Origin of the sequence: Sanguibacter sp. A247, assembly GCF_052324925.1 — a bacterium.
Taxonomy (GTDB): domain Bacteria; phylum Actinomycetota; class Actinomycetes; order Actinomycetales; family Cellulomonadaceae; genus Flavimobilis.
Genome location: NZ_JBQPRE010000001.1, coordinates 440,189 through 463,203, shown reverse-complemented (window position 1 = coordinate 463,203; position 23,015 = coordinate 440,189). Strand labels below are relative to the sequence as shown.

Annotated in this window: 23 protein-coding genes; 9 read left to right on the top strand and 14 right to left on the bottom strand. The window is 69.2% G+C overall.

Annotated elements, in window-relative coordinates; genetic code table 11:
- Positions 1 to 6 precede the first annotated feature (6 nt).
- Entirely contained in the window at positions 7 to 1,647 is a 1,641-nt protein-coding gene (locus tag ACTVCO_RS02040; protein WP_443726719.1) for a hypothetical protein, read from the bottom strand.
- Between the two features lie 70 nt (positions 1,648 to 1,717).
- On the bottom strand, positions 1,718 to 2,479 hold the full coding sequence (locus ACTVCO_RS02035) for an IclR family transcriptional regulator (RefSeq protein WP_443726718.1): 762 nt from the start codon (positions 2,477 to 2,479) through the stop codon (positions 1,718 to 1,720).
- Between the two features lie 236 nt (positions 2,480 to 2,715).
- Between ACTVCO_RS02035 and ACTVCO_RS02030 the strand changes: the two genes are divergently transcribed.
- Positions 2,716 to 4,098 carry an enolase C-terminal domain-like protein gene (locus ACTVCO_RS02030; RefSeq protein WP_443726717.1) on the top strand — a complete coding sequence of 461 codons (1,383 nt, stop codon included), beginning with the start codon at positions 2,716 to 2,718 and terminating at the stop codon, positions 4,096 to 4,098.
- Between the two features lie 8 nt (positions 4,099 to 4,106).
- Positions 4,107 to 4,790 (top strand): FadR/GntR family transcriptional regulator, encoded by a 684-nt coding sequence (locus ACTVCO_RS02025; RefSeq protein ID WP_443726716.1) that lies wholly within the window; start codon positions 4,107 to 4,109, stop codon positions 4,788 to 4,790.
- Positions 4,791 to 4,804: 14 nt separating this feature from the next.
- Here ACTVCO_RS02025 and ACTVCO_RS02020 read toward each other — a convergent pair whose 3' ends face one another.
- The 11 genes from ACTVCO_RS02020 to ACTVCO_RS01970 all read right to left on the bottom strand — a co-directional run bounded on the left by ACTVCO_RS02020 (position 4,805) and on the right by ACTVCO_RS01970 (position 14,099).
- Positions 4,805 to 5,278 (bottom strand): hypothetical protein, encoded by a 474-nt coding sequence (locus ACTVCO_RS02020; RefSeq protein ID WP_443726715.1) that lies wholly within the window; start codon positions 5,276 to 5,278, stop codon positions 4,805 to 4,807.
- A 68-nt stretch (positions 5,279 to 5,346) separates the two neighbouring features.
- Positions 5,347 to 5,754: a hypothetical protein gene (locus tag ACTVCO_RS02015; RefSeq protein WP_443726714.1), complete on the bottom strand. Its 408-nt coding sequence runs from the start codon at positions 5,752 to 5,754 to the stop codon at positions 5,347 to 5,349.
- Between the two features lie 84 nt (positions 5,755 to 5,838).
- Positions 5,839 to 6,594: an SDR family oxidoreductase gene (locus tag ACTVCO_RS02010; RefSeq protein ID WP_443726713.1), complete on the bottom strand. Its 756-nt coding sequence runs from the start codon at positions 6,592 to 6,594 to the stop codon at positions 5,839 to 5,841.
- Positions 6,591 to 7,625 carry a zinc-dependent alcohol dehydrogenase gene (locus tag ACTVCO_RS02005; protein ID WP_443726712.1) on the bottom strand — a complete coding sequence of 345 codons (1,035 nt, stop codon included), beginning with the start codon at positions 7,623 to 7,625 and terminating at the stop codon, positions 6,591 to 6,593. Before ACTVCO_RS02005 ends, ACTVCO_RS02010 begins: the two co-directional genes overlap by 4 nt.
- Positions 7,622 to 8,632, bottom strand: coding sequence for a C-terminal binding protein (locus ACTVCO_RS02000; RefSeq protein ID WP_443726711.1), 1,011 nt, complete (start codon positions 8,630 to 8,632; stop codon positions 7,622 to 7,624). Before ACTVCO_RS02000 ends, ACTVCO_RS02005 begins: the two co-directional genes overlap by 4 nt.
- Before the next feature lie 17 nt (positions 8,633 to 8,649).
- Complete coding sequence (locus ACTVCO_RS01995) at positions 8,650 to 9,438, bottom strand: SDR family oxidoreductase (protein ID WP_443726710.1); 789 nt, start codon at positions 9,436 to 9,438, stop codon at positions 8,650 to 8,652.
- A 41-nt stretch (positions 9,439 to 9,479) separates the two neighbouring features.
- Positions 9,480 to 10,274 carry an IclR family transcriptional regulator gene (locus tag ACTVCO_RS01990; protein ID WP_443726709.1) on the bottom strand — a complete coding sequence of 265 codons (795 nt, stop codon included), beginning with the start codon at positions 10,272 to 10,274 and terminating at the stop codon, positions 9,480 to 9,482.
- 27 nt (positions 10,275 to 10,301) lie between these two features.
- Entirely contained in the window at positions 10,302 to 11,141 is an 840-nt protein-coding gene (kduI, locus tag ACTVCO_RS01985) for a 5-dehydro-4-deoxy-D-glucuronate isomerase (protein ID WP_443726708.1), read from the bottom strand.
- A 97-nt stretch (positions 11,142 to 11,238) separates the two neighbouring features.
- Positions 11,239 to 12,546, bottom strand: coding sequence for a TRAP transporter large permease (locus tag ACTVCO_RS01980; protein ID WP_443726707.1), 1,308 nt, complete (start codon positions 12,544 to 12,546; stop codon positions 11,239 to 11,241).
- A gap of 10 nt (positions 12,547 to 12,556) precedes the next feature.
- Positions 12,557 to 13,063, bottom strand: a complete 507-nt coding sequence (locus ACTVCO_RS01975) for a TRAP transporter small permease (RefSeq protein WP_443726706.1) — start codon at positions 13,061 to 13,063, stop codon at positions 12,557 to 12,559.
- 31 nt (positions 13,064 to 13,094) lie between these two features.
- The gene (locus tag ACTVCO_RS01970; RefSeq protein WP_443726705.1) at positions 13,095 to 14,099 is read right to left on the bottom strand and encodes a TRAP transporter substrate-binding protein; all 1,005 of its coding nucleotides are present in this window, start codon (positions 14,097 to 14,099) and stop codon (positions 13,095 to 13,097) included.
- Positions 14,100 to 14,485: 386 nt separating this feature from the next.
- On the opposite strand from ACTVCO_RS01970, the gene ACTVCO_RS01965 reads away from it, so the two are divergent.
- The 3 genes from ACTVCO_RS01965 (at position 14,486) to ACTVCO_RS01955 (ending at position 17,814) form a co-directional block, all read left to right on the top strand.
- Positions 14,486 to 15,466, top strand: coding sequence for a DUF4862 family protein (locus ACTVCO_RS01965; protein ID WP_443726704.1), 981 nt, complete (start codon positions 14,486 to 14,488; stop codon positions 15,464 to 15,466).
- 134 nt (positions 15,467 to 15,600) lie between these two features.
- A complete protein-coding gene (nhaA, locus tag ACTVCO_RS01960) occupies positions 15,601 to 16,836 on the top strand; it encodes a Na+/H+ antiporter NhaA (protein ID WP_443726703.1) in 1,236 nt (411 codons plus the stop codon).
- Positions 16,837 to 16,980: 144 nt separating this feature from the next.
- A complete protein-coding gene (locus tag ACTVCO_RS01955; RefSeq protein WP_443726702.1) occupies positions 16,981 to 17,814 on the top strand; it encodes an alpha/beta fold hydrolase in 834 nt (277 codons plus the stop codon).
- Between the two features lie 137 nt (positions 17,815 to 17,951).
- Here ACTVCO_RS01955 and ACTVCO_RS01950 read toward each other — a convergent pair whose 3' ends face one another.
- Positions 17,952 to 20,516, bottom strand: coding sequence for an ATP-dependent Clp protease ATP-binding subunit (locus ACTVCO_RS01950; RefSeq protein WP_443726701.1), 2,565 nt, complete (start codon positions 20,514 to 20,516; stop codon positions 17,952 to 17,954).
- A gap of 185 nt (positions 20,517 to 20,701) precedes the next feature.
- Here ACTVCO_RS01950 and ACTVCO_RS01945 point away from each other — a divergent pair, with 185 nt between their 5' ends.
- From ACTVCO_RS01945 to dtd, 4 genes are all read left to right on the top strand, one after another.
- A complete protein-coding gene (locus ACTVCO_RS01945) occupies positions 20,702 to 21,295 on the top strand; it encodes a hypothetical protein (protein ID WP_443726700.1) in 594 nt (197 codons plus the stop codon).
- 166 nt (positions 21,296 to 21,461) lie between these two features.
- Positions 21,462 to 22,232 carry an ABC transporter ATP-binding protein gene (locus tag ACTVCO_RS01940; RefSeq protein WP_443726699.1) on the top strand — a complete coding sequence of 257 codons (771 nt, stop codon included), beginning with the start codon at positions 21,462 to 21,464 and terminating at the stop codon, positions 22,230 to 22,232.
- A gap of 22 nt (positions 22,233 to 22,254) precedes the next feature.
- Positions 22,255 to 22,581, top strand: a complete 327-nt coding sequence (locus ACTVCO_RS01935; RefSeq protein WP_443726698.1) for a DUF2516 family protein — start codon at positions 22,255 to 22,257, stop codon at positions 22,579 to 22,581.
- 1 nt (position 22,582) lies between these two features.
- On the top strand, positions 22,583 to 23,014 hold the full coding sequence (dtd, locus tag ACTVCO_RS01930) for a D-aminoacyl-tRNA deacylase (protein WP_443726697.1): 432 nt from the start codon (positions 22,583 to 22,585) through the stop codon (positions 23,012 to 23,014).
- Position 23,015 lies beyond the last annotated feature (1 nt).

Here is a 23,015-nt window from a genome sequence, read left to right as displayed (position 1 = left end):
GCCGGCTCAGGCCTGTGGGGCGATGAGCCTCGCGATCGTCGTCACGACGCCACCCTCAGCGAGGTCATCGCCGAGATCGTCCTCCATGAGCTCCTCATCAGCGAGGTCGTCCCCGCCAAGACCGTCGTCGCCGAGCTCTTCGTCAACGACCTCGACCTCACCGTCGATGACCTCGATGTCCTCAGACTCCTCGGCGTCGGCCTCGTCCTGGCCGCCCACCGATCCCTCGGACTGTTCCGGAGCGGGCTCACCATCACCCAGCTCCTCGTCACCGAGCTCGTCGTCACTCAGCTCCTCATCACCGAGCTCGTCGTCACTCAGCTCCTCGTCACCGAGCTCGTCCTCGGGGAACTCCAGCGCTTCACCGTCGGCCCCGAACGCGACAAACCCTGGCCGAAGAATGAGCATCTGCGACTCGGACTCTCCCAAGGAGAACGCCTTGCCCGTCGGGCGGTGCACAAGGAGCTGCGGGCCGTACGCCGTGTCAAGGTCGCCAACCCACACCGCGGCCCACTCCTTCGTCAGGCCCACCACCTGGATGTCGGCCACGCCGTCACCCATGAGCACGATGTCCCGGCCCTCGCCACGCAGAACCGCCTTCGCGACCACGCCGCCGTCCTCCGAGACGGTCTCGACGACGCCACCCGCGCCGCACCGCAGCCACACGTCCTCACCCTCAGCGGCTGCCACCTGACCGAACGTCGCGCCAAGCGCGCCGTCAGCCGTCACGGTGCGCCGCACAGGGCCTTCGTCAGTGGTGACCTGCACGGCGACGGGCATACCCTCGACGCAGTAGTCGCGGTCGACGCCGGTCGCCTCGGGTGCAAGCGTCAGGACGTCCGCAGTTGCGTCGAGCACGCGGGCAAAGACGGTCGACGCCACAGCCCACTCATCATCGAGGGGGACCTCTTGCTCGTCGAACTCCTCACCGAGCGGCTCGTCCTCGTCGGGGATCTCGTCCTCGAGCGGCTCGTCAAGATCGTCGGCCGCCTCATCGGAGCCCTCGGCTCCCGTGCCGTCGGCGCCGCCGCCGCCACCTGCACCGTCAGTCGCAGCATCGAGCGGAACCGCGCCTTCCCACACGGCGATCCCACCCTCGATGAGGACGCGAGCACCGCTCGTGCCCGGCGCGAACCCGCCCGCGCCGGTCCCGTCAGCAAGCACGTACGTCTTCTCGGCCTCGCGGTCGAAGGCGTACACGAATGGAATCGCGTTGTCCGGCGTCACCCCGTCGATCATCTCGACGCTCCACGTCACCCACTCGTCCGTAATGTCACCAGGAATGATCGTCGCGTCCTCCGGGATCTCCGCCGTGGCCACCCAGGTGACCTCACCCGTCGCGGGGTCAAGCACTCCCACCGAGTCATCGGCATCGCCATCGCTCGAGCCCGAGACAAGGACCGAGCCGTCGTCGAGCATCGAGGTCGAGTAGCCCGTGTCGAGCCCCTCCCCGAGGACCTCGATGACCCCGGCGTCGAGCGCGTCGGGGAACGTCCCACCAACAACGTCGATCGTCACCGGTTCGGGCGCCTCGTCGACCTCCTTCGTGCAGCCCGCGAGCGCAAGCGCCGCAACAGCGGCGCCAGCGCCGAGCGCGAGGAGACGGGAACGGCGGGCGGGGTGCGCAGGACGTACGGCGACGGGCATGGGGGCTCCTCGTCGGGGAACAGCGGGTCGCGCCGAACATACCAGCCGAGCCTGTCAGAAGCCGGGCGAGTCAGCGCGCGAGCGCGATCCCCGCAGGTAGCAGCGGCGGAAGCACGTTCGTCATCTCGCCGAAGAGCTCGGCCGCCCGCTCTGGGCTCATGCGCGCTGCCGGGGCGGTGACGCTCACGGCCGCGACGGGCGCTCCCCCGCGGACGAGAGCCACGGCCACGCACGCGATGTCGGGCTCGTTCTCGCGATCCTCGATCGCGTACCCGCGCGTGCGGGCTGCGCGCACCTCGGACCAGGCGCGGTCCGCAATGCTCTCATGCCCGACGAGGTAGGCGCCGAGCGCGCTGCGGTCAACCCCGCGGGACGCGAGGAGCGCGCGCCCGAGCGCGGTGGTCACCGCGGGGTTGCGGCGACCGATGGCAGAGACGACCCTGACCGAACGTTCGGGCTCGACCTTGTCGAGGTAGACGATGCTCGTGCCGACGAGGACGCCGAGGTGAACGAGTTCGCCTGCCGCGCGTGAGAGCGCGAGCAACGCGGGGTGCAGGAGGCCGGGGAGGTTGTCCTCGCGGAGGAAGGCGTCACCGAGAGCGACGGCTGCGGCGCCGAGCGCGTACGTGCCCGACGCGGGATCTTGGTCGGCGAAGCCGCGGTGACGCAGCGCGGCGAGCGCACGGTGGGCCGTCGTCTTGTTGAGGCCCGTGCTGGCGGCGAGATCCGCGAGCGACAATCCGCCAGGGCCTGCGCTCGCGAGGGTCTCGAGGAGGATGAGCGCGCGGTCGATCGCCTCGACCGGCGGGGTGGCCGCGGGGGCATCGGGCACGGACTCTCCTGGGGCGGGCGCGGATGGTGCGTCGGCGTGGCGCAATGGACGCAGTCGTCGGCGCCACAATACGCGGGCCCGGCCCGGAGGGCCGACAGCCATGCACACACACCCTGAGAGATCCGATCTTTCGGCCCCCACCTCCCCTCTACCGGCACATCCGCGGAGCCTCCACGAGCAATCATCAGATGATTGCTACGATGGCGGCAGCCCACTTCACCGACGAAGGACACCCCATGGCTCGCATCACCGGCGTCGAGGTCCACGACGTCCGCTTCCCCACCTCCCTCACCGCAGACGGCTCGGACGCCATGAACAAGGACGGCGACTACTCCGCCGCCTACGTCGTCCTGCGCACCGACGGGGTCGACGCGTCGGGCAACCCGCTCGCGGGCTACGGGCTCACGTTCACCACGGGACGCGGCAACGACATCGTCACGTCCGCTGCACGCCAGCAGGCCGCACACCTCGTCGGCCGCGACGTCGACGCCATGGTCGCCGACATGGGCGGCACCTACCGCTTCCTCACGTCCGACGCCCAGCTGCGCTGGCTCGGCCCCGAGAAGGGCGTCGTCCACCTGTCCCTGTCCGCGGTGATGAACGCCGCCTGGGACCTCGCCGGCCGCCTCGCAGGCAAGCCCGTGTGGCGCCTGCTCGCCGAGATGACCCCCGAGCAACTCGTCGACGTCGCGGACCTCCGCTACCTCTCCGACGCCCTCACGCGCAAGGAAGCCATCGAGCTCCTCCGCGCGCAGGAGGCAGGCAAGGCCGAGCGCATCGCCCACCTCGAGGACGTCGGCTACCCCTGCTACACGACGTCGGCGGGCTGGCTCGGCTACTCCGACGAGAAGATGGCGCGCCTCGCGCAGGAGGCCGTCGACGCCGGCTACCAGCACGTCAAGCTCAAGTGCGGCCTCGACCTCGAGCACGACATCCGTCGCGCCCGCATCGCCCGCGAGATCCTCGGCCCCGACCGCCACCTCATGATCGACGCCAACCAGGTGTGGGACGTCGAGCAGTCGATCGACTGGGTGAACGCCATGCAGGAGTTCGACCTCCTGTGGATCGAGGAGCCCACGAGCCCCGACGACATCCTTGGCCACGCGGCCATCAAGAAGGGCGTCAGCCCCGTCGGTGTCGCGACGGGCGAGCACTGCCACAACCGCGTGATGTTCAAGCAGTTCTTCCAAGCCGACGCGATCGACTTCGTCCAGCTCGACGCGGGCCGCCTCGCGTCGATGAACGAGATCGTCGCCGTCATGCTCCTCGCCGCGAAGTTCGGCAAGCCCGTGTGCCCGCACGCGGGGGGCGTCGGCCTGTGCGAGATGGTCCAGCACGCCTCGATGCTCGACTACGTCGCGATCTCCGGCTCCATGGAGGGGCGCGTCACCGAGTTCGTCGACCACCTGCACGAGCACTTCACCGACCCCGTCCTCGTCGAGAACGCGCGCTACCGCCTGCCGTCGCAGCCCGGCTACTCGACCGAAATGCACGCCGCGTCGGTCGCCGACTACAGCTACCCGGACGGCGCCTACTGGCGCGAGCGCCACGCAGACGCGGCGCGCGCGGCCGTCGCCGCGGGCACCGCGGCCGCGTCCGTCGCCGCGACCCTCGGCTGAGGCGCGTCGTGGAGGAACGACTCTCACGCACCGATCGCGTCGTCGACTCGATCACGCGCATGATCCTCGACGGCGAGCTCGCGGCGGGCGACCGCCTGCCCATCGAGGCCGAGCTCGCCGAGCGGCTCGAGGTCTCCCGCGGGTCGCTGCGCGAGGGCGTACGCGCCCTCGCCGTCCTCGGGGTGCTCGACGTCCGCCAGGGCGACGGCACGTACGTGTCGAGCCTCGCGCCCGCGCGGCTGCTCGGTCCCGTCGGGCTGCTCGTCGAGCTCCAGGGCGCGGGGCACGCGCGCGACACGCACGCGGTGCGGCGCCTCCTCGAGGGCGAGGCCGCCGCGGCGGCCGCGCGCAGGTCAGACGACGACGCCACCGCAGCCGCGCACGCGGCGCTCACGCGGGCTGCCAAGGCCCTGGCCGACGGCGACCACGAGGCGTTCCTCGACGCCGACATGGCCTTCCACGGTGCACTCGCGCGCTGGTCCGGCAACCCCGTCCTCGCGGCCCTGCTCGACGCGCTCGCGGGGCGCACGACGCGTCACCGCAGGTGGCGCGGCCGGGCGGTGCCGGATGCCGACGCTCGGGCGCACGCGTGGCACGAGCGGATCCTTGACGCCGTCTTGGCCGGCGGGCAGGACGAAGCGCGAACCCTCACGCAGGCCCATCTTCTCGAAACGGAACGGGAGCTTCCGTAGGGGTTGTCGTTCCGTCAGCCGCTAGACGAGCTCATGATCGGCCGAACCCTCTCGCCCCCAGCCCGGGTCTGGAACACAGGGACGAACGCACGCAGAACAATTTGCAAAGCAACGATCGGCACAGCCACAAGCATCGACAACATCACGTTCGCTAGGAACGCGTCACCCTCTGCTCCCACCATGAGCAGCGACATCGCGGCAACGTAGGCGAGCCACGTGACGACGGCCGAGACGACGATCGACACGCGCTTGCGCACCCACGTGACGAGTCCGTGCCCCACGAGCGTCACGCCGGACAGGACGAGGAGCATCCGCAGGATTCCCAGCACGTCGTCGGCCGATCCCGAACCGAGGATCGCCCCTCCCGAGATCGCCAGGTAGACCACCGTGAACGCGACGACGAGCGACGCGAAGTGCTGCAGCAGATCGAGGGCATGCTCGCGCCAGCCGCGGAGTCGCGGGCCGGTGCGCGGTTCGAGCGTCGTCATGGCGTCCTCAGCTTCTGGTCCCGAGCGAGGGCGCCGACACTAGCAGCCGGGGCGCGGACGAGCGACGCTCAGCGCGAGGTGAGCCGCCGGTATGCCTCTCCCAGCGTCTCCGACGCGTACGTCGAGCGCGCCTCCTGGAGGCGGACGCGCGTCGCGGGGTCCGCGCCGCGATCGGCGCTGTAGACGTCGATCGCCTCGGGGCTCAGCTCGGTGACGGGCAGCGGCTCCTTGAGCGCTGCGGGCGCCTCGCGGCGCAGCGCGACGACATCCGCGAGGTCGGGGTCGCCGGCAACGAGCTCGACGAGGACGTCGCGCGGGACGGCGTCGTTCTCGGCGAGCACGTGGCGCACGAGCGTCGAGCGGTCGTGGGCGAGCTCCGCGTAGATCCGCGCGTCGAGGTCGGGGGCGGCAGCGAGAGCGATGCGGTCATCGAGCAGGCCGGAGTTCGTCCGGCGCGTGAGTGTCGTGAGGTCCACCCCTCCACACCACCACCCAGGACGCCGCCACGCATGGGACCAACGGCGCCCCGCGTCCCGGGCGCCCCCGTTTCGCGGACGGGGCTAACGCGCCAGCCAGCCGCCGTCGACCGCGAGGGTCTGACCGTGGACGTAGTCCGACGCGCGCGAGGCGAGGAAGACCACCGCGCCGCCCATGTCCTCGGGCGTGCCCCAGCGACCCGCCGGGATGCGCACCGACAGCTGCTCGAGCCGCACCGGGTCCGCGAGGAGCGCCTCGTTCATGTCGGTGGCCATGTACCCCGGCGCGACCGCGTTGACGTTGACGCCCTTGCCCGACCACTCGTTGCACAGGGCCTTGGTGATCTGCCCGACGGCGCCCTTCGACGCCGCATACGCGACGACATTGAGCCCACCCTGGAACGTGAGCAACGAGGCGGCGTTGACGATCTTGCCGTAGCCGCGCTCGAGCATCGGCCGGCCAAAGAGCTGGCACAGGCGGAAGACGGCGCGCATGTTGACGTCGAGCACGGCGTCGAACGCGTCGATCGGGAAGTCGACCGCCGGGTAGCGGTCCTGCGTGCCCGCGTTGTTGACGAGAATGTCAACCGTGTGGTCGGCGAGGACGGCCGCCGCGACGGCCTCGATCGCGTCCATGTCGCCAAGGTCGACCGCGTAGTGGTGAACAGCCCTGCCGAGTGACGCGGCGTGGGCCGTGAGCTCGTCCGGCACGCCGCCGCGCGAGAGGACGACGACGTCAGCGCCCGCGTCGAGCAGTGCCTTCGAGATGCCGAGGCCCAGGCCGCGGCCGCCGCCGGTGACGACCGCCGTGCGGTCCGCGAGCGAGAAGAGGCTGGTCATCGGTCGGCTCCGTCCGTGAGAGGCGTGACGAGCACCTTGAGCGCATCGGCGCCCGAGGTCGCGGCGTCGAACGCCGCCGAGACGTCCGCGAGGTCGTACGCGGCCGTCGGGAACTTCTCGAGGCCGAGGACGCCCGACGCGAGCAGCTCGATCGCCCGCGTGACGTCGGGCGTCGTGTAGACGCGCACACCCACGACTGACTGCTCCTTGAAGCACACGTCGCGCAGGTTGAGCGGCGTCGGCTCCTTGTACACACCGACGACGACGATGCGTCCGAGGACGCGCGTCGCGTCCGTGAGCTCGGCAGCAACCGACGGGTGCGCGGCCGAGTCGAACGTCGTGTCCGCGCCCTCGCCGCCCGTGAGCTCGGCAAGCGTCTGCGTCATCGTCGAGCCCTCGGGCACGACGTCGAACCCGAAGGATTCGGCGACGGACCGTCGCCACGGCGACGGCTCGGTGATGACGACGCGGCCCGCGCCCTCGGCGCGTGCGACGAGCGCCGTGAGGAGGCCGATCGGGCCTGCGCCGAACACCGCGACCGTGTCGCCCTGCTCCATGCCGGACAGCGCGATCGCGTGGACGGCGACCGCGAGCGGCTCGACGAGCGCGGCGAGGCGCGCGTCGACGCCGTCAGGGACGGCGTGGAGAGTGTGTGGGGGCAGCGCGACGTACTCGGCCATGCCGCCCGGGGTGTCGATTCCGTAGAGGCCGAGGCGGTTGCACACGTGTGCGGCGCCCGTGCGGCACGCGCGACACTCCCCGCACGAGATGAGGGGTTCGACGACGACGAGCGTGCCCTCGGCGAGGCCCGACGTGCCGGGCGTGACGATCCAGCCTGACATCTCGTGCCCGGGCACGAGACCGTGCTGCGCGCGCGGGTGCTTGCCGTGGTAGATCGCGAGATCGGTTCCGCAGATGCCGTTGTAGGCCATCTTCACGAGCGCCCAGCCCTCGGGGACGTCGGGCAGCGGGATGTCGCGGACCTCGGCCGTGTCGGTTGCCGTCCACACGGCGGCCCTCATCGTGCTCATCGTGTTGCTCCTTCACCGGGGACGAACGCCTGGTTGCGGCCCGGCGCCCCCAGAACCTCGGGGTTGAGAATGTCGCGCGGCATGCGCCCTGCGATGACGTCGGCGACGTTCGCGATCGTGCGCCGTTTGAGCTCTTCGTAGGACTCCTCGGAGTACCACGCGAGGTGAGGGGTGAGCACGACGTTGTCGAACGTCGTGAGCTCATCCTCAGCGGGGATCGGCTCGGTCGTGTGGCAGTCGATGCCCGCCCCCGCGAGGCGGCCTTCGCGCAGTGCCGCAACGAGCGCGTCGTTGTCGACGATTCCGCCGCGAGCGGTGTTGACGATGATCGCGTCCGAGCGCATGGTCGCGATCTCGGCGGCGCCGACCAGACCGCGGGTCTCGTCCGTGAGCGGCGTGTGCACAGAGAGCACCTGCGAACGACGCAACAGCTCGTCGAGACTCACGACGCGCACGCCGTGGTGCTCCGTCGCGCCCGCGGGCACCGCCGAGTCGTAGCCGATGACCTCATACCCCAGGCCTGCTGCCTTGCGTGCAGTCGCGGTGCCGATGCGGCCGAGGCCCAGGACGCCGAAGACACGCTCGCGTGTCTGGTAGAGCGGGCGCACCGCGACGAGGTCGAAGGACCCCGCGCGGACACCACGGTCGAGGCGCGGAATGCCGCGGGCGACAGAGAGCGCCATCGCGATCGCGTGGTCGGAGACCGCTTCGGTCCCGTAGTCCGGCACGTTGCACACGGCGATGCCGCGCTCGGTCGCCGCGGCGACGTCGACAGAGTCGACTCCGACGCCGTAGCGGCCGATCGCCCGCAGGCGCGGGAGCCGATCCATGACGTCGGCGGTCAGCTGTGCGTACTGCACGAGGACCGCGTCGGCGTCGATGCAGTTGGCGACGAGCGTGTCGTCGTCGAACGCCTGGGCGACGACGAGCTCAGCGCCCGACGCGTCCGCGACAGCCTGCTCGACGTCGAAGGTGTCGTGGTCGCACTCCGTGGTGACGATGCGCATGGTGGGTCGCCGTCCGATCAGCGTGCGAGCCAGCCGCCGTCCACAGGCACGATCGCCCCGTGGACGTAGGAGGCGGCGTCGGAGCACAGGAAGTGGATCGCACCCGCGATGTCCTCGGGCGTCGCCCAGCGGCCCGCGGGGATGCGGTCGAGGATCGAGGCCGAGCGGTCCGCGTCGGCGCGCAGCTGAGCGGTGTTGTCGGTGGCGACGTAGCCAGGAGCAACAGCGTTGACGTTGACGCCGCGGCCCGCCCACTCGTTGGCGAGCGCCTTGGTGAGGCCGGCGACGGCCGACTTGGCGGACGTGTAGCCGGGCACGTTGATCCCGCCCTGGAACGAGAGCATCGACGCGATGTTGACGATGCGGCCCGAGCCGCGCTCGAGCATCGACGCGCCCACCTCACGGCACAGCACCCACGTCGCGCGGAGGTTGATGTCCATGACCGCGTCGAAGTCGGCGTCGGAGTGCTCAGCAGCGGGCGTCCGACGGATGATCCCCGCGTTGTTGACGAGGATGTCGACCCCGCGTGCGCGCAGGTCGGCGGCAAGCGCGGTGAGCGCCTCACGGTCACCGAGGTCCGCCTCGATCGGCGTGAACGTCCGGCCTGCTGCCTCGACGGCAGTGCGGGCGTCGGACTCACCGTCGGGCATCTCCACCGAGACGCCGATGATGTCGGCGCCAGCCTGTGCAAGAGCAGTCGCGATGCCGAGGCCGATGCCGCGGTTGGCGCCGGTGACGACCGCGGTGAGGCCGTCAAGCGAGAAGCGTGCGGCAAGGTGGGCGGCGAGTGCGGGGGTGGTGCTCATGGCGGGGGCTTCTTCCTATCGGTTGCGCGTGGTCCGAGGACCTAGCGCGGCTGGTAGCCCAGCGCCGCGGAGATCTTGTCCGCGGTGGCGATGGCGAGGGGTGCCATCGCCTCGATCTGGGCGTCGGTGTGTTCAAGAGCGAGGGTGGAGATGGACAGTCCGTACCGGATGGTTCCGGTGTGGTCGCGCACGGGTGCGGCAACGCACGAGACGCCGGGGACGTTCTCTTCGCGGTCACGGGCGTAGCCCTTGGCGCGCACGTCCGCGATCTCGGTGCGCAGACCGTCAAGCGTCGTGATGGTGCGGGCGGTGCGACGTTCGAGGCCCGCGCGTGTGACGAACCGTGCGAGCTCGTCGTCGGAGTGTCCGCTGAGAATGACCTTCCCGATGCCCGAGGAGTGCATGGGGATCGAGTGGCCGACGCGCGAGGGCATGCGGTACGGCTTGTCTGAGTCTTGGCGCATGAGGTAGACGACCTCGTCACCGGCCGCAACTCCCAGGTGCACCGTGCAGTGCGCCTCGGCGACGAGTCGCTCGATGTGTCCCCGCGCGATCGCAGAGATATCGAGGTTCTCGAGCGCGCGGCCGGCGAGCGAGAGGATCTTGGGACCGGGCTGGAAGCGGCCGTCACCGTCGACCAGGATGAACTCGCGCGCCTGGAGGGTCGCGAGGATCCGGTGGACGGTGGCCTTCGCCAGCCCGGTCGCCTCGACGACGTCCGTGAACCGTGAGTGCGACAGTGCGGCCTCGAGGACGAGCAGCGTCTTCTCGCTTGCGCTCGCGCTCGCGGCGGACGCCGCCATGGGCGCCACAGCGGTGTCGAGTGTCTCGGTCATGGGTGTCGTCTCCTACGTCGTTGAAGGTCAGCGCATCTCGGTGACAGGGAACCCGTCCATGTCATCGAACGACTGATTCTCTCCGGCCATGGCCCAGACGAACGAGTACGCGGCGGTTCCGACCCCGGAGTGGACGGACCAGCTCGGGGAAATCGTCGCTTGCCGGTCACCGACGACGAGGTGACGCGTCTCGTCGGGTCGGCCCATGAGGTGGATGACGCGGGCGTCGGCGGGGACGTCGAAGTAGAGGTAGGCCTCCATGCGACGGTCGTGCGTGTGCGCGGGCATCGTGTTCCACATGGATCCCGGGTGCAGCTGCGTGACACCCATGACGACCTGGCAGGACTTGACGCCGTTCTCGTGGATGTACTGGTTGAGCGTGCGCCGGTTGGACGTCACCTGGTCACCGAGCTCGCGCACGGTGCCCTGGCCGGGCTCGACGAGCGTCGTCGGGTAGGCCGTGTGGGCGGGTGCCGAGACGACGTAGAACGCTGCGGCGCCGTGCTCGCCAGTGGCGTCGCTCGAGGCGAACGTGACGTCCTTGACGCCGCGTCCGAGGTAGAGGCACGCGCCCTTGACGAGCGTGTACGTCTCGCCGTCGGCCGTGATCGTGCCGGTGCCACCGACGTTGACGATGCCGGCCTCGCGGTGCTCGAGGAAGTAGTCGGACCGGATCTCGTCATACGTCGGCAGGTCGATGGCCCGGGTGACGGGGCTGATGCCGAGGAGCACGACGCGGTCGTGGTGGGTGTAGACGGAGCCGACCTCGTCGTCGCGGAAGAGGTCCTCGACGAGGTACCGGGAGCGAAGCTCGTCGGTGTCCATGCCGGGGATGTGCTCGGGGCTCGTGGCGTACCGCTGTTCCATGAGTGTCCTTTTTCTCGTGAGAGGAGTCGGGCCTCCGAGGCCCGGGGTCCTCCGTCACGCCCCGTGCGGGGCGTGACGGAGGGTGCACCGCGGTACGTCAGGCGAGACCGAGGAGCGTGGGGAGCCACAGCGAGAGCTGCGGGATGAAGGCAACAAGCAGGAGGACGACGACGAGCGCGAGGAAGTACGGGACCAGTTGTTTGATGACGTCTTCGATGCGCAGGTTGGCGACCTTGGCTCCGACGAAGAGCACGGGTCCCACCGGTGGTGTGATCGTTCCGAGGCTCAGTGCGAAGCACATGATGAGACCGAAGTGGATCGGGTCCATCCCGAAGCTTGTGACGATCGGCATGAAGATCGGCACGAAGATGAGCACGGCGGGCGTCGGGTCCATGAAGCACCCGATGACGAGCAGCAGGACGAGGATGAGCAGAACGAGGATCACGGGGTTCTCGCTCACGCTGAACATCGCCTCTGCGACGAGCTGCGGGATCTTCGCGAAGCTCATGACCCAGCCCATGACCGAGCTGACGCCGATGAGGAACATGACGATCGCCGTCGTCCGTGCCGAGTCGAGGAAGATCGGGAAGAGGTCCTTGATCTTGATCGACCGGTAGATGAACGAGAGCACGAGCGCGTAGAGGACCGCGATGCAGGACGCTTCGGTCGGCGTGAAGATGCCGCCGAGGATTCCGCCGATGACGACGACGATGAGCAGGAGCGACGGGATCGCGTCGACGATGATCTTGGCGCGCGTGCCCCAGGCCACGCGCTCGGTGAGCTTGAGCTCGGGGCGCTTGCGGGCGTAGATGTACACGATGACCATGCACGCCAGGGCCCACAGGATTCCGGGGATGTACCCGGCGACGAACATCGCGGCGATCGACGTGCTCGAGACGAGCGAGTACACGATCATGAGGTTCGACGGCGGGATGAGCATTCCGGAGGGTGCCGAGGCGATGTTTGTCGCTGCGGCGAAGTTCCGGTCGTAGCCTTCCTTGGCCTGCAGGGGCGACATCGTCGAACCGACTGCCGCGACTGCGGCGACCGCGGAGCCGGAGACGGCTCCGAAGAGCGCGTTGGCAGCGACGTTGGTCTGGGCGAGCGACCCGGGCATGCGGCCGACGAGCACCTTGGCCGCGTTGATGAGCTTGAGCGCTATCCCGCCGTTGTTCATGATGACGCCCGCGAGGACGAAGAACGGGATCGCGAGGAGCGAGAAGTTGTTGATGCCTCGGAACATCTGCTGGGCCGAGGTGAGCATGCCGTTTTCGAAGCCGAGAGCGGAGACCATCGCGAAGGCCGACGAGAGGCCGACAGCGACGGAGATGGGCGCGCCTGCCAGGAGCAGGACGACGAGGCCGACGACGAGGATCAGGCCTGCAAGAGCTGCGGTGTCAAGCATCGTGCCCTCCTTACAGGACGTCCGGCTCGGCGTCTGAAGCAATGCCGGACTCGGCATGCCGCAGGATCGCGACCAGGTGATAGACGGTGTAGAAAACGATGAGCACGCCCGAGATCGGGAGCGCCGTGTAGAGCCATCCGACGTTGACAGGCAGACCTGTGAGGTTCTGGTCCCAGGCAAGGACGGAGATCTTGTAGCCGCCGTAGACGAGGACGAGCGACGCGAACGCGAGGATCGCAACCTGCATGAGGACGCCGATCCAGTGCTTGACTGCATCGGGGAACTTCGCGACGGCGAAGTCGACGAAGATGTGCCCACGCTCCCCGAAGACGAAGGCGGACCCGAAGAGCCCGAGCCAGATGAAGAGGTACTTCGCGAGCTCTTCAGACCACCCGGAGGGGTCGTCGAGCACGACACGGGTGAACACCTGCCAGGCCACGTCGAGGACGAGGACTGCGAACAGGACGACGCAGAACCACGCGAGCGTCTTGTCCAAGCCTGTCTTGAGCTTGTTCATGATGGAGTTCCTTCGGGTCCGCCTTCAGGGGTCACTTGGCCGCGGCGCGGATCTTCTCGTAGACGCCCTTGACGGTGTCGTTGCTGAGCTTCTCCGTGATGAGCGGGGCGAGCGCGGTGCGGAATGCCTCGGCGTCCACCTCGTTGAACACAGCGCCTGCCTTGGTCGCGATGTCGATCGAGCGGGTGACCTCGTCGTCCCAGTACTTGGCTTCGTCGGTGAGGGCCGTAGCGACCTCTTCCTTGAAGATGGCACGGTCGGCCTCGCTCATGCCCTCAAGAATCTTGGGGTTCGTCACGAGGAAGTCGGGGAACATGAGGTGGCGGGTGTAGGAGTAGTACTTCGCGATCTCGGCGTGCTTGAGGTTCGCGTAGATCGACTCGTTGTTCTCGGCCCCGGTGAGGACGCCGGACTGGATCGCGGTGTAGACGTCGCCCTGGCCCATCGGGGTTCCCGAGCCGCCCATGAGCTCCATCATGCGGAGGTTCGTGTCGGACTCGATGACACGGATCTTCATGCCCTTGAGGTCGGCGGGCACGTTGATCGGCTTCTCGGAGTTGTAGACGCTGCGGATGCCGCCGTGGAAGCCGGCAACAACCTCGAGGTTGCTCGACTTGAGGGTGTCGAAGATCTCGCCCGAGATTGCGGGGTCGTTGACCGTCGTGCGCTGGTGGTCCTTCGAGTCGAAGGTGAAGGGCAGGTTGAAGACGACGAAGTCCGGGTTGAAGTTCTCGAGCAGCGAGCCTGCGACCATCGCGAAGTCGACGGAGCCGGCCTGGACGAGCTCGAGGGTGTCCTTCTGGCTGCCGAGCGTCTCGTTCGGGAAGACCTCGAGGGCGTAGCGGCCGTCCGTACGCTCCTTGAGGCGCTCGCCGAGCTCGCTGATCGCCTTGTACTGCGGGTGGGTGTCGTTCTGGTTGAACGCGACCTTGAAGGTCTTGGCTCCACCAGCGCTGTCGCCGTCAGAGCTGCAGGCGGTGAGGCCGAGCGCGAGTGCGCCGATCGCGACCATCGAAACAACGATGTTCCGCTTCATGATTCTCCTTGGTGGCGCCGTGATCGGTTCGTGCCGGTGCGCTCTTCTCTGAGCGCCGGGGTGCCGGCCCGGGTGCGGCTGGGCCGCATCCTGGTGATCCGAACGGCTGCCATGCGCCGTTGCGATATGGAACTAAGTTCCGGGGTACGGAACTAGTACGGCACACGGATGCGCCGTCGTCAACCCATGACGGCGAACTCACAGGGCGCCAAGTCCGATTGGAGGCGACTTGCCACGCGCCTGTAATCAGCCCGTGATCTAGCGCGGGACCGAAGTCCCGCTCTCACTCAACCCCTTGCGTGGGTACGGTGGCCCCATGCCATGATGTTCCGTGTCGCGGAACTGAGTTCCGCACACGACCTCGATGATGAGAGAACGGGACGACGATGACCCCCCGCACCCCACGCCCGCAGCACGTCCTCGGCGCCTACGCGCTCGCACCCAGCACCGACGCCGACCGCGCGGAGTTCTACGCAGCGCTCGCCGACCTGCCGATCGACGCGCTCGAGCATCCACTCGCCATGCCCGACGACCCGGCATGCGACGCCACCTCGATTCTGCGCGACACCCCCGCGCACCTCGATCTCGTCGTCACCTGCATCCCCCGGACCATGAAGAAGCTCGCCGCCGACGGCTCGTACGGGCTCGCGTCGAGCAACCCCGCCGGGCGCGCGGCAGCCCTAGCCGACATCGCCGAGGTACGCGACCTGGCACGCGACCTCGCCGACCGTTCAGGACGCGCACGCATCCGCACGATCGAGATTCACACCGCTCCCGCACCGTCCGACGCATCCGCGCGTGGAACCGTGGGAACGTCCGACGCCATGCGCTGGTCGCTCGACGAGATCACCTCGTGGGACCTCACGGGCGCCGACGTCGTCATCGAACACTGCGACGCTCTCGTCGCCGGTCAGGAGCCTGCGAAGGGCTTCTGGACGCTCGAGGACGAGATCACGGCGCTGCTCGACCACGGCCACCCCGCGCTCGGGCTCATGCTCAACTGGGGCCGGTCCGCAATCGAAGGGCGCTCCGCGGCCACGCCCGTCGCTCATGCGGAGGCGGCCCGAGCGTCGGGGCTCCTGCGCGGCGTGATGTTCTCAGGCGCAACCGATGCCGCCACGCCGTGGGGCGCGCCGTGGGGTGACGCGCACATCGCGCCGTCGGGCGACGCTCACGCGCTCGCATCGAGCGCGGACTCGCTGCTCGACGCTGCGGCCGTTGCGTCCGTGCTCGCCGTCGCAGGCCCGCTCGAGCACGTGGGCATGAAGATCGCTGCGGCGCCGGGAACCGACCTCGCGGGGCGCATCGCCCTCGCCCAGGCCGCTCTCGACCTCCTCCTCCACACCCGCGCGACCCTCGTCCGCTGATATGTGACCTTGCTCACAGCGGCGCCGCGAGTTGGATAGTGCGCGCACCTGCGCGCGATACCCCGACTTCCCCGTCGCGTCCAGACACGACCCCGCGTTAGCGTTTCGGCAGCACCCCAACCAATCGAGGAACCATGTCAGACAACCGCAACAACGTGCTCGCCGAGCCCGTCCTCGGCAGCCGGCGCAACCTCGCCGACACCCTGCGCGCCGAGAACACGGGCGCGATCCTCCTGCTCATCGGCGCCGTCATCGCGCTCCTCTGGGCGAACTCGCCGTGGAAGGACGCCTACGCGACGCTGTCCGACGTCCGACTCGGGCCAGCCTCGCTCCACCTCGATCTCTCGCTCGCCCAGTGGGCGACCGACGGGCTGCTTGCGATCTTCTTCTTCGTCGTCGGCGTCGAGCTCAAGCGCGAGATCGTCGACGGTCAGCTGCGCAAGCCGGCGACCGCGATCGTTCCGATCCTCGCCGCCGTGGGCGGCATGGCTGTGCCGGCTCTCGTCTACACGCTCACGAACCTCCAGGCTGGCGGCGAGGCTCACGGCTGGGCCATCCCCGCCGCAACCGACATCGCGTTCGCCGTCGCGGTCCTCACGATCTGCGGGCGCGGCCTGCCGACGGCCCTGCGCGTGTTCCTGCTGACGCTCGCCGTCGTCGACGATCTCCTCGGCATCATCGTCATCGCGCTGTTCTACTCGGACGGCCTCGACATGCTCATGCTGGCGGCTGCGCTCGGGGTCATCGCGATCTTTGCCGTTATCGTGCGACGCCGTGGCGGCGCGCCCTGGTGGATCCTCCTGCCCGTCGGCATCCTCGCCTGGGGCCTCATGCACGCCTCGGGCGTGCACGCGACGATCGCGGGCGTCCTGCTCGGCTTCACGGTTCCTGCGCTCGCCCGCGCCTCCGAGTCGACCTCGCTCGCCGAGCGCTACGAGCACGTGTGGCGTCCCATCTCGGCGGGCGTCGCCGTCCCCGTGTTCGCGCTGTTCGCCGCGGGCGTCGCACTCGACCCGGCCGCCATCTCGGCCGCAGCATCGACCCCTGCCGCGCAGGGCGTCTTCCTCGGGCTCGTCATCGGCAAGCCGCTCGGCATCGTCGTCGCCACCTGGCTGCTCGTCACCCTGACGAAGGCCAGGCTCGACGAGTCGATGCGCTGGGGTGACGTCATCGCGGTCGCCTGCGTCGGAGGAATCGGCTTCACCGTCGCGCTGCTCATCGCCGAGCTCTCCTTCCCCGCGGGCTCCCCGTCCGCGGATGCAGCCAAGGCGGCCGTGCTGCTCGGCTCACTCGCCGCTGCCGCACTCGGCGGCATCCTGCTGACGATCCGCGGCCGCGCCCACCGGCGCCAGGGCGCAGTTCAGGACTGACCGCGCGTCGGCCGGGTCCGGGTCCCGAGTTCGCCGGGCCCGGCACCCGGCCGCGGCTGCCGGGATGCGCGGCGGACGTGGGCGCTCTGAGCCGATAGGCTGGGCGGGGCCCGCTGACGGGCCCCCAGACATGCAGAGGCACAGGTGGCAGCACTTAACTACGGCGTCGTCGAGGCCGGCTCGGGGCACCTCGGGCACGTGACGTGGGCGGCCTATGGCCCTCCGACGTCCCCCCTCACACCCGTTGTCCTGCTTCACGGCCTTTCGGACTCCGCTGCGTGCTGGCCCGGTGTCGTCGAACATCTCTCGGCTGACCGCCTCACCATCGTGACCGATCTGCGCGGTCACGGGGAGTCGCCCCTGCCCGACGCGCTGTTCACGATCAAGGCCGCAGCCGACGACCTCGCGATCGTCGTGCGCCAGGTCGCGCAGCGTCCCGCGCTCGTCGTGGGCCACTCCCTCGGAGGGCTCGTCGCGCAAGACCTTGCTGTGCGCGCGCCAGCGCTCCTGCGCGGGCTTGTCCTCGAAGATCCTGCATGGGACATCAATCCGGACTCGCAGGACGGTGTGGGGGCGTGGGTGCGCAGCCTGCGCGGCAGCTCCTACGCGCAGCTTGTCCGGCAGTGCCTCACCGAGAACCCGGACTGGCCGGCCGACGAGGTCGCGCCGTGGGCCGAGTCGAAGCTGCAGGTCGACCCCCGCGTCATCGACCTGGCGCAGGGCTGGGGCGACGGCGACCGTGTGGCCGAGCTTGCGCAGCTGGCCCCCATGGGTGAGTTCACGACGACGGTTGTCCTCGGGACGCCCGAGCACGGATCAGTCGTTCCGGCCGAGATGGCTGAGCGCGCCGAGGTGACGATCGAGGGCCGCGGCGAGGTGCTCGTGCTTGAGGGCGCGGGTCACTGCGTGCGTCGTGATCGCCGCGCGCAGTTCCTCGCGATTCTTGACGAGGCACTTGCGACGGCCGACGCGCGCTGATCCGCCGTCCCTCTGCCCACACCGGACCGTCGTCCCTCTGCTCACAACGGACGGCTGTCCCTCTGCGCACAACGGCTGCGGCCTCCCGCCCCGAAGGGTGGGAGGCCGCAGCCGTTGTGCGCTGTGCAGCGGGGTCGTCAGGCGCCTGCCTGGCGCATGCCGCCGTCGCCGCCGCTGCTTGAGGGAAGCGTCGTGGCGCGCGAGGTGAGCGGCTCGATCTCTTCCACGGGTGCGGGCTCGGGGAGCTGGGCGCGCTCTGTCCCGGTGAACGTGAATTCCCCGAGCGGTCCTTCGCCGACGGCGTCGACGAGGATCGTCTGCCCTGCGTGCACGTCGCCGAAGAGGATCTTCTCGGAGAGGACGTCTTCGATGTCGCGCTGGATGGCGCGACGCAACGGGCGTGCTCCGAGCACCGGGTCGTAGCCGCGCTCAGCGAGGAGCTTCTTGGCTGCGTCGGTCAGCTCGATCGACATGGCCTTGGTGTGCATGCGCTTGTCGAGGCGAGCGATCATGAGGTCGACGATCTTGACGATCTCGTCCTGCGAGAGCTGCGGGAAGACGACGATGTCGTCGACGCGGTTGAGGAACTCGGGACGGAAGTGCGTCTTGAGCTCGTCGTTGACCTTCCCCTTCATGCGCTCGTAGTCGGTCGAGAGCGCACCTGTTGCCGAGAATCCGGTGAGGACGCCCTTGGCGATGTCTCGCGTGCCGAGGTTCGTCGTCATGATGATGATCGTGTTCTTGAAGTCGACGACGCGGCCCTGAGAGTCGGTGAGGCGCCCGTCTTCAAGGATCTGCAGGAGCGAGTTGAAGATGTCCGCGTGCGCCTTCTCGACCTCGTCGAAGAGGACGACGGAGAACGGACGACGCCGCACCTTCTCCGTGAGCTGGCCACCCTCGTCGTAGCCGACGTACCCGGGGGGCGAGCCGAAGAGACGCGAGACCGTGTGCTTCTCGCTGAACTCCGACATGTCGAGCTGGATGAGAGCGTCTTCGTCACCGAAGAGGAACTCGGCGAGCGCCTTGGCGAGCTCGGTCTTGCCGACGCCCGTGGGCCCGGCGAAGATGAACGAGCCGCCGGGGCGCTTGGGGTCCTTGAGCCCGGCGCGCGTGCGACGGATCGCCTGCGAGATCGCCTTGATCGCGGTCTCCTGGCCGACGACGCGCTTGTGCAGCTCGTCTTCCATGTTGAGCAGGCGAGCCGACTCGGTCTCGGTGAGCTTGAACACGGGGATGCCCGTGGCCTGTGCGAGGACTTCGGCGATGAGATCTTCATCAACCTCAGCGACCGTGTCGAGGTCACCCGACTTCCACTGCTTCTCGCGCTCGCCGCGACGAGCCTGAAGCTGCTTCTCGGTGTCGCGCAGTGCGGCAGCCTTCTCGAAGTCCTGCTCGTCGATCGCGGACTCCTTGTCGCGGCGCGCCTGGGCGATCTCTTCGTCCAGCTCGCGCAGCTCCGGCGGGGCCGTCATGCGACGGATACGCAGGCGTGCGCCTGCTTCGTCGACGAGGTCGATCGCCTTGTCGGGCAGGAACCGGTCGTTGACGTAACGGTCTGCGAGGGTTGCGGCCGCAACGAGCGCGGAGTCCGTGATGGAGACGCGGTGGTGTGCCTCGTAGCGGTCGCGCAGGCCCTTGAGGATCTCGATCGCGTGATTGAGCGTCGGCTCGGCGACCTGGATCGGCTGGAAGCGGCGCTCGAGCGCGGCGTCCTTCTCGATGTGCTTGCGGTACTCGTCGAGCGTCGTCGCACCGATCGTCTGGAGCTCGCCGCGGGCGAGCATCGGCTTGAGGATCGACGCGGCGTCGATCGCCCCTTCAGCGGCACCCGCACCGACGAGCGTGTGGATCTCGTCGATGAAGAGGATGATGTCGCCGCGGGTGCGGATCTCCTTGAGGACCTTCTTGAGGCGCTCTTCGAAGTCACCGCGGTAGCGCGAGCCTGCGACGAGAGCACCGAGGTCGAGCGTGTACAGCTGCTTGTCCTTGAGCGTCTCAGGGACGTCACCACGCACGATGTCCTGTGAGAGGCCTTCGACGACGGCGGTCTTGCCGACGCCGGGCTCGCCGATGAGGACAGGGTTGTTCTTGGTGCGGCGCGAGAGGACCTGCATGACGCGCTCGATCTCCTTCGAGCGGCCGATGACAGGGTCGAGCTTGCCTTCGCGGGCCGCCTGCGTGAGGTTGCGGCCGAACTGGTCGAGCACGGCCGAGCCCGCGGGCGTGGCCTCGGCGGGCGCGCCCGACGCGACGGGCTCCTTGCCCTGGTAGCCCGAGAGGAGCTGGATGACCTGCTGGCGGACCCGGTTGAGGTCGGCGCCAAGCTTCGTGAGGACCTGGGCGGCGACGCCTTCGCCCTCGCGGATCAGACCGAGCAGGATGTGCTCGGTGCCGATGTAGTTGTGGCCGAGCTGGAGCGCCTCGCGCAGCGAGAGCTCAAGCACCTTCTTGGCGCGCGGCGTAAACGGGATGTGGCCGCTCGGCGCCTGCTGCCCCTCACCGATGATCTCGGTGACCTGGGAGCGCACTGCGTCCAGTGAGATGTTGAGGGATTCGAGCGCCTTCGCTGCGACTCCTTCACCCTCGTGGATGAGGCCGAGCAGAATGTGCTCGGTCCCGATGTAGTTGTGGTTGAGCATCCGCGCCTCTTCCTGGGCGAGGACGACCACCCGGCGGGCCCGGTCGGTAAATCTCTCAAACATCAGCTGCTCCTCACGAGCGGCGTACACCCGCGCCGGGTTCGGCGCACAGGTCTGACCGCTTCGACTCTAACCAGGGGCAGGGCCCCTTGATGCCCGTGTTCGCCACAGGCGTGACCCGATTCAGGCTCGTCACGTTAGGAACGCCACGCTTATTCATGGGATGTCTCGGCTGTCCGTCTGAGATCATGGAGAACGTGCTCTACACCAACACCCCCTCTGCCTCCCGCCGCCTCCGTCTCGCCCCTGTCACCCTCGCCGCCGTCGCCGCACTCACGCTCTCCGCGTGCGCTGCCGACGCCGAGGTCAGCGACGGCACCAGCTCCACGCCGCACGTCGGCGCAACTCTCACCGCCGCCCAGGCAGCGAACCTGCAGGCCGCTGAGGGCGACTACGCCTACACGCTTCCGGACGGCACTCTCGTGCGCGTCAACGCCCGCCAGGCTCTTCCCGCTGCGGTGAGCACCGACATTGCGCGCCGCACGACTGAGACGATCGTCGTCCCGTCGGCAGACGCCCCGAGCGCGGCACGCGACGCCGCCACAGCACTCGCCACGGAGGTCGGTCGCGACACCGGCAAGTACGTGGCCGTCGTCTTCGAGGACTTCGGTGACGCGTGCGGAACACTCGACACCCCCGCGGTCGTGTGGACGTCGAACGTCAACCTCGGGGACGGCTGCACGTCCGTCGAGACCCGCGCCGAGGCGCGGGCGCGCGTCGGCGCCTACGTCGACAAGGCGATGGGCGGACACGACACGTGGCTCGTCCTCGGCGGCGAGTGATCCCTCCCCGCACCACCGCCGGCGAACAGCCGGCGCACTGACCATCCGAGGCCCGTCCCGCCGCGATCCGGCGGGGCGGGCCTCGTCGTCGCCCCGAGGGAACCCTCCGCCCACCCCACCCGTTACCGTGAGACAGGCCCCCGCACCGCGCAACGAACGGATTCTCATGCCCGCCGCCCCTGCCCTCGTCGTCACTGATCTCTATGCGGGGTACGAGCGTTCGTTCGTCTTGCAGGGCGTGAGTCTCACGGTGACGCCGGGTGACGCGCCGCTGGGCATCGTGGGTGAGTCGGGTGCGGGCAAGACGACGCTGCTGCGGGCGATGCAGGGTGTGGTGAAGCCGGGTCGCGGCTCGGTCACGTGGCGTGGCCGTTCGGTGCACCGCGTCGGGCGTGACAAGAAGCTCTTCACGTCATCGGTGCGCCGCGTCCTCCAGGGCGACCTCACGGAACCTGAGCGTGCGCGCACGGTCGAGAAGCTCGTGGGCGAAGGCCTCAAGGACGCACGCAAGGCTGGCCGCACGGTCAACCGCACGGTCGAGGAGCTGCTCGACGTCGTCGCTCTCCCCCGCACGATCGCGCAGCGTCAGGGCTACACGCTCTCGGGCGGTGAACGCCAGCGCGTCATTCTCGCGCGCGCCATCGCGGGCCGCCCCGACATCCTGCTTCTCGACGAGCCCCTCACCGCCATGGACCCGGCCATGCGCGGTGACATCGCCGCGAACATCGCCGAGATCTCACAGGATCTGGGCACCGCTGTTGTGCTCGTCTCGCACGACCTCGAGCTCGTCGCACGCATGACGGATGAGGCGATCTTCCTCGCGGATGGCAAGATCGTGGCGCGCGGTCCCGTGTTCCCGACGCTCGCCTCGAGCGAGCATCCCGCCATCAAGGACCTCGCAGCCGCTGCGCCGCTCGCGGTCCAGCGCATCCCCTGACCCCAGCACGATCGGCTACCCGGTGATCTACGAGCTCCAGTTCCTCGTCGTCCTCATCCTCGCAGTCGCGGCCTTCGCGATCGAGGTGTTCGCGCTCGTCGTCGCGCTCCGCACGCCGGCAGCGGCCTTCACCAACGCGGGCAAGCTCACCCGGACCGCATGGCTCGCGATCGTGAGCATCGCGACGGCCGTCGGCTTTCTCGCGCTGCCGTTCCCGGGCGTCATCAGCCCCCTGAACTTCCTGGCGATCATTGCCGCGGTCGCCGCCGCGGTCTTCGTCGTCGACGTGCGGCCCGCAACCGCGCCGTACCGGCGCCGTCGGCCGCCGCGCAACCCGCAGCGGTGGTGACGTGAGAGCAGTCATCCAGCGCGCCGCACGCTGCTCCGTCACGGTCGACGGTGACGTCCTCGCCACGTTCGACGGCCCCAGCCTCGTCGTCCTCGTCGGCGTCACGCACACCGACACCCCCGCGCAGGCGAAGGCCGTCGCGACGAAGGTCGCTGGCCTGCGGATCCTCGACGGTGAGCGCTCCGTGCTCGACGACGGTGCGCCCGTCCTGCTCGTCAGCCAGTTCACGCTCTACGGCGACGTGCGCAAGGGCCGACGCCCGTCATGGACGGCCGCCGCACCCGGCGCGGTCGCAGAACCGCTCGTCGACGCGGTGGCTGACGAGCTGCGCGCCCTCGGCGTCACGGTCGGCACGGGCCAGTTCGGCGCGCACATGCAGGTCGAGCTCGTCAACGACGGTCCCGTGACGATCGTGTACGACGCCGACGCCTGAC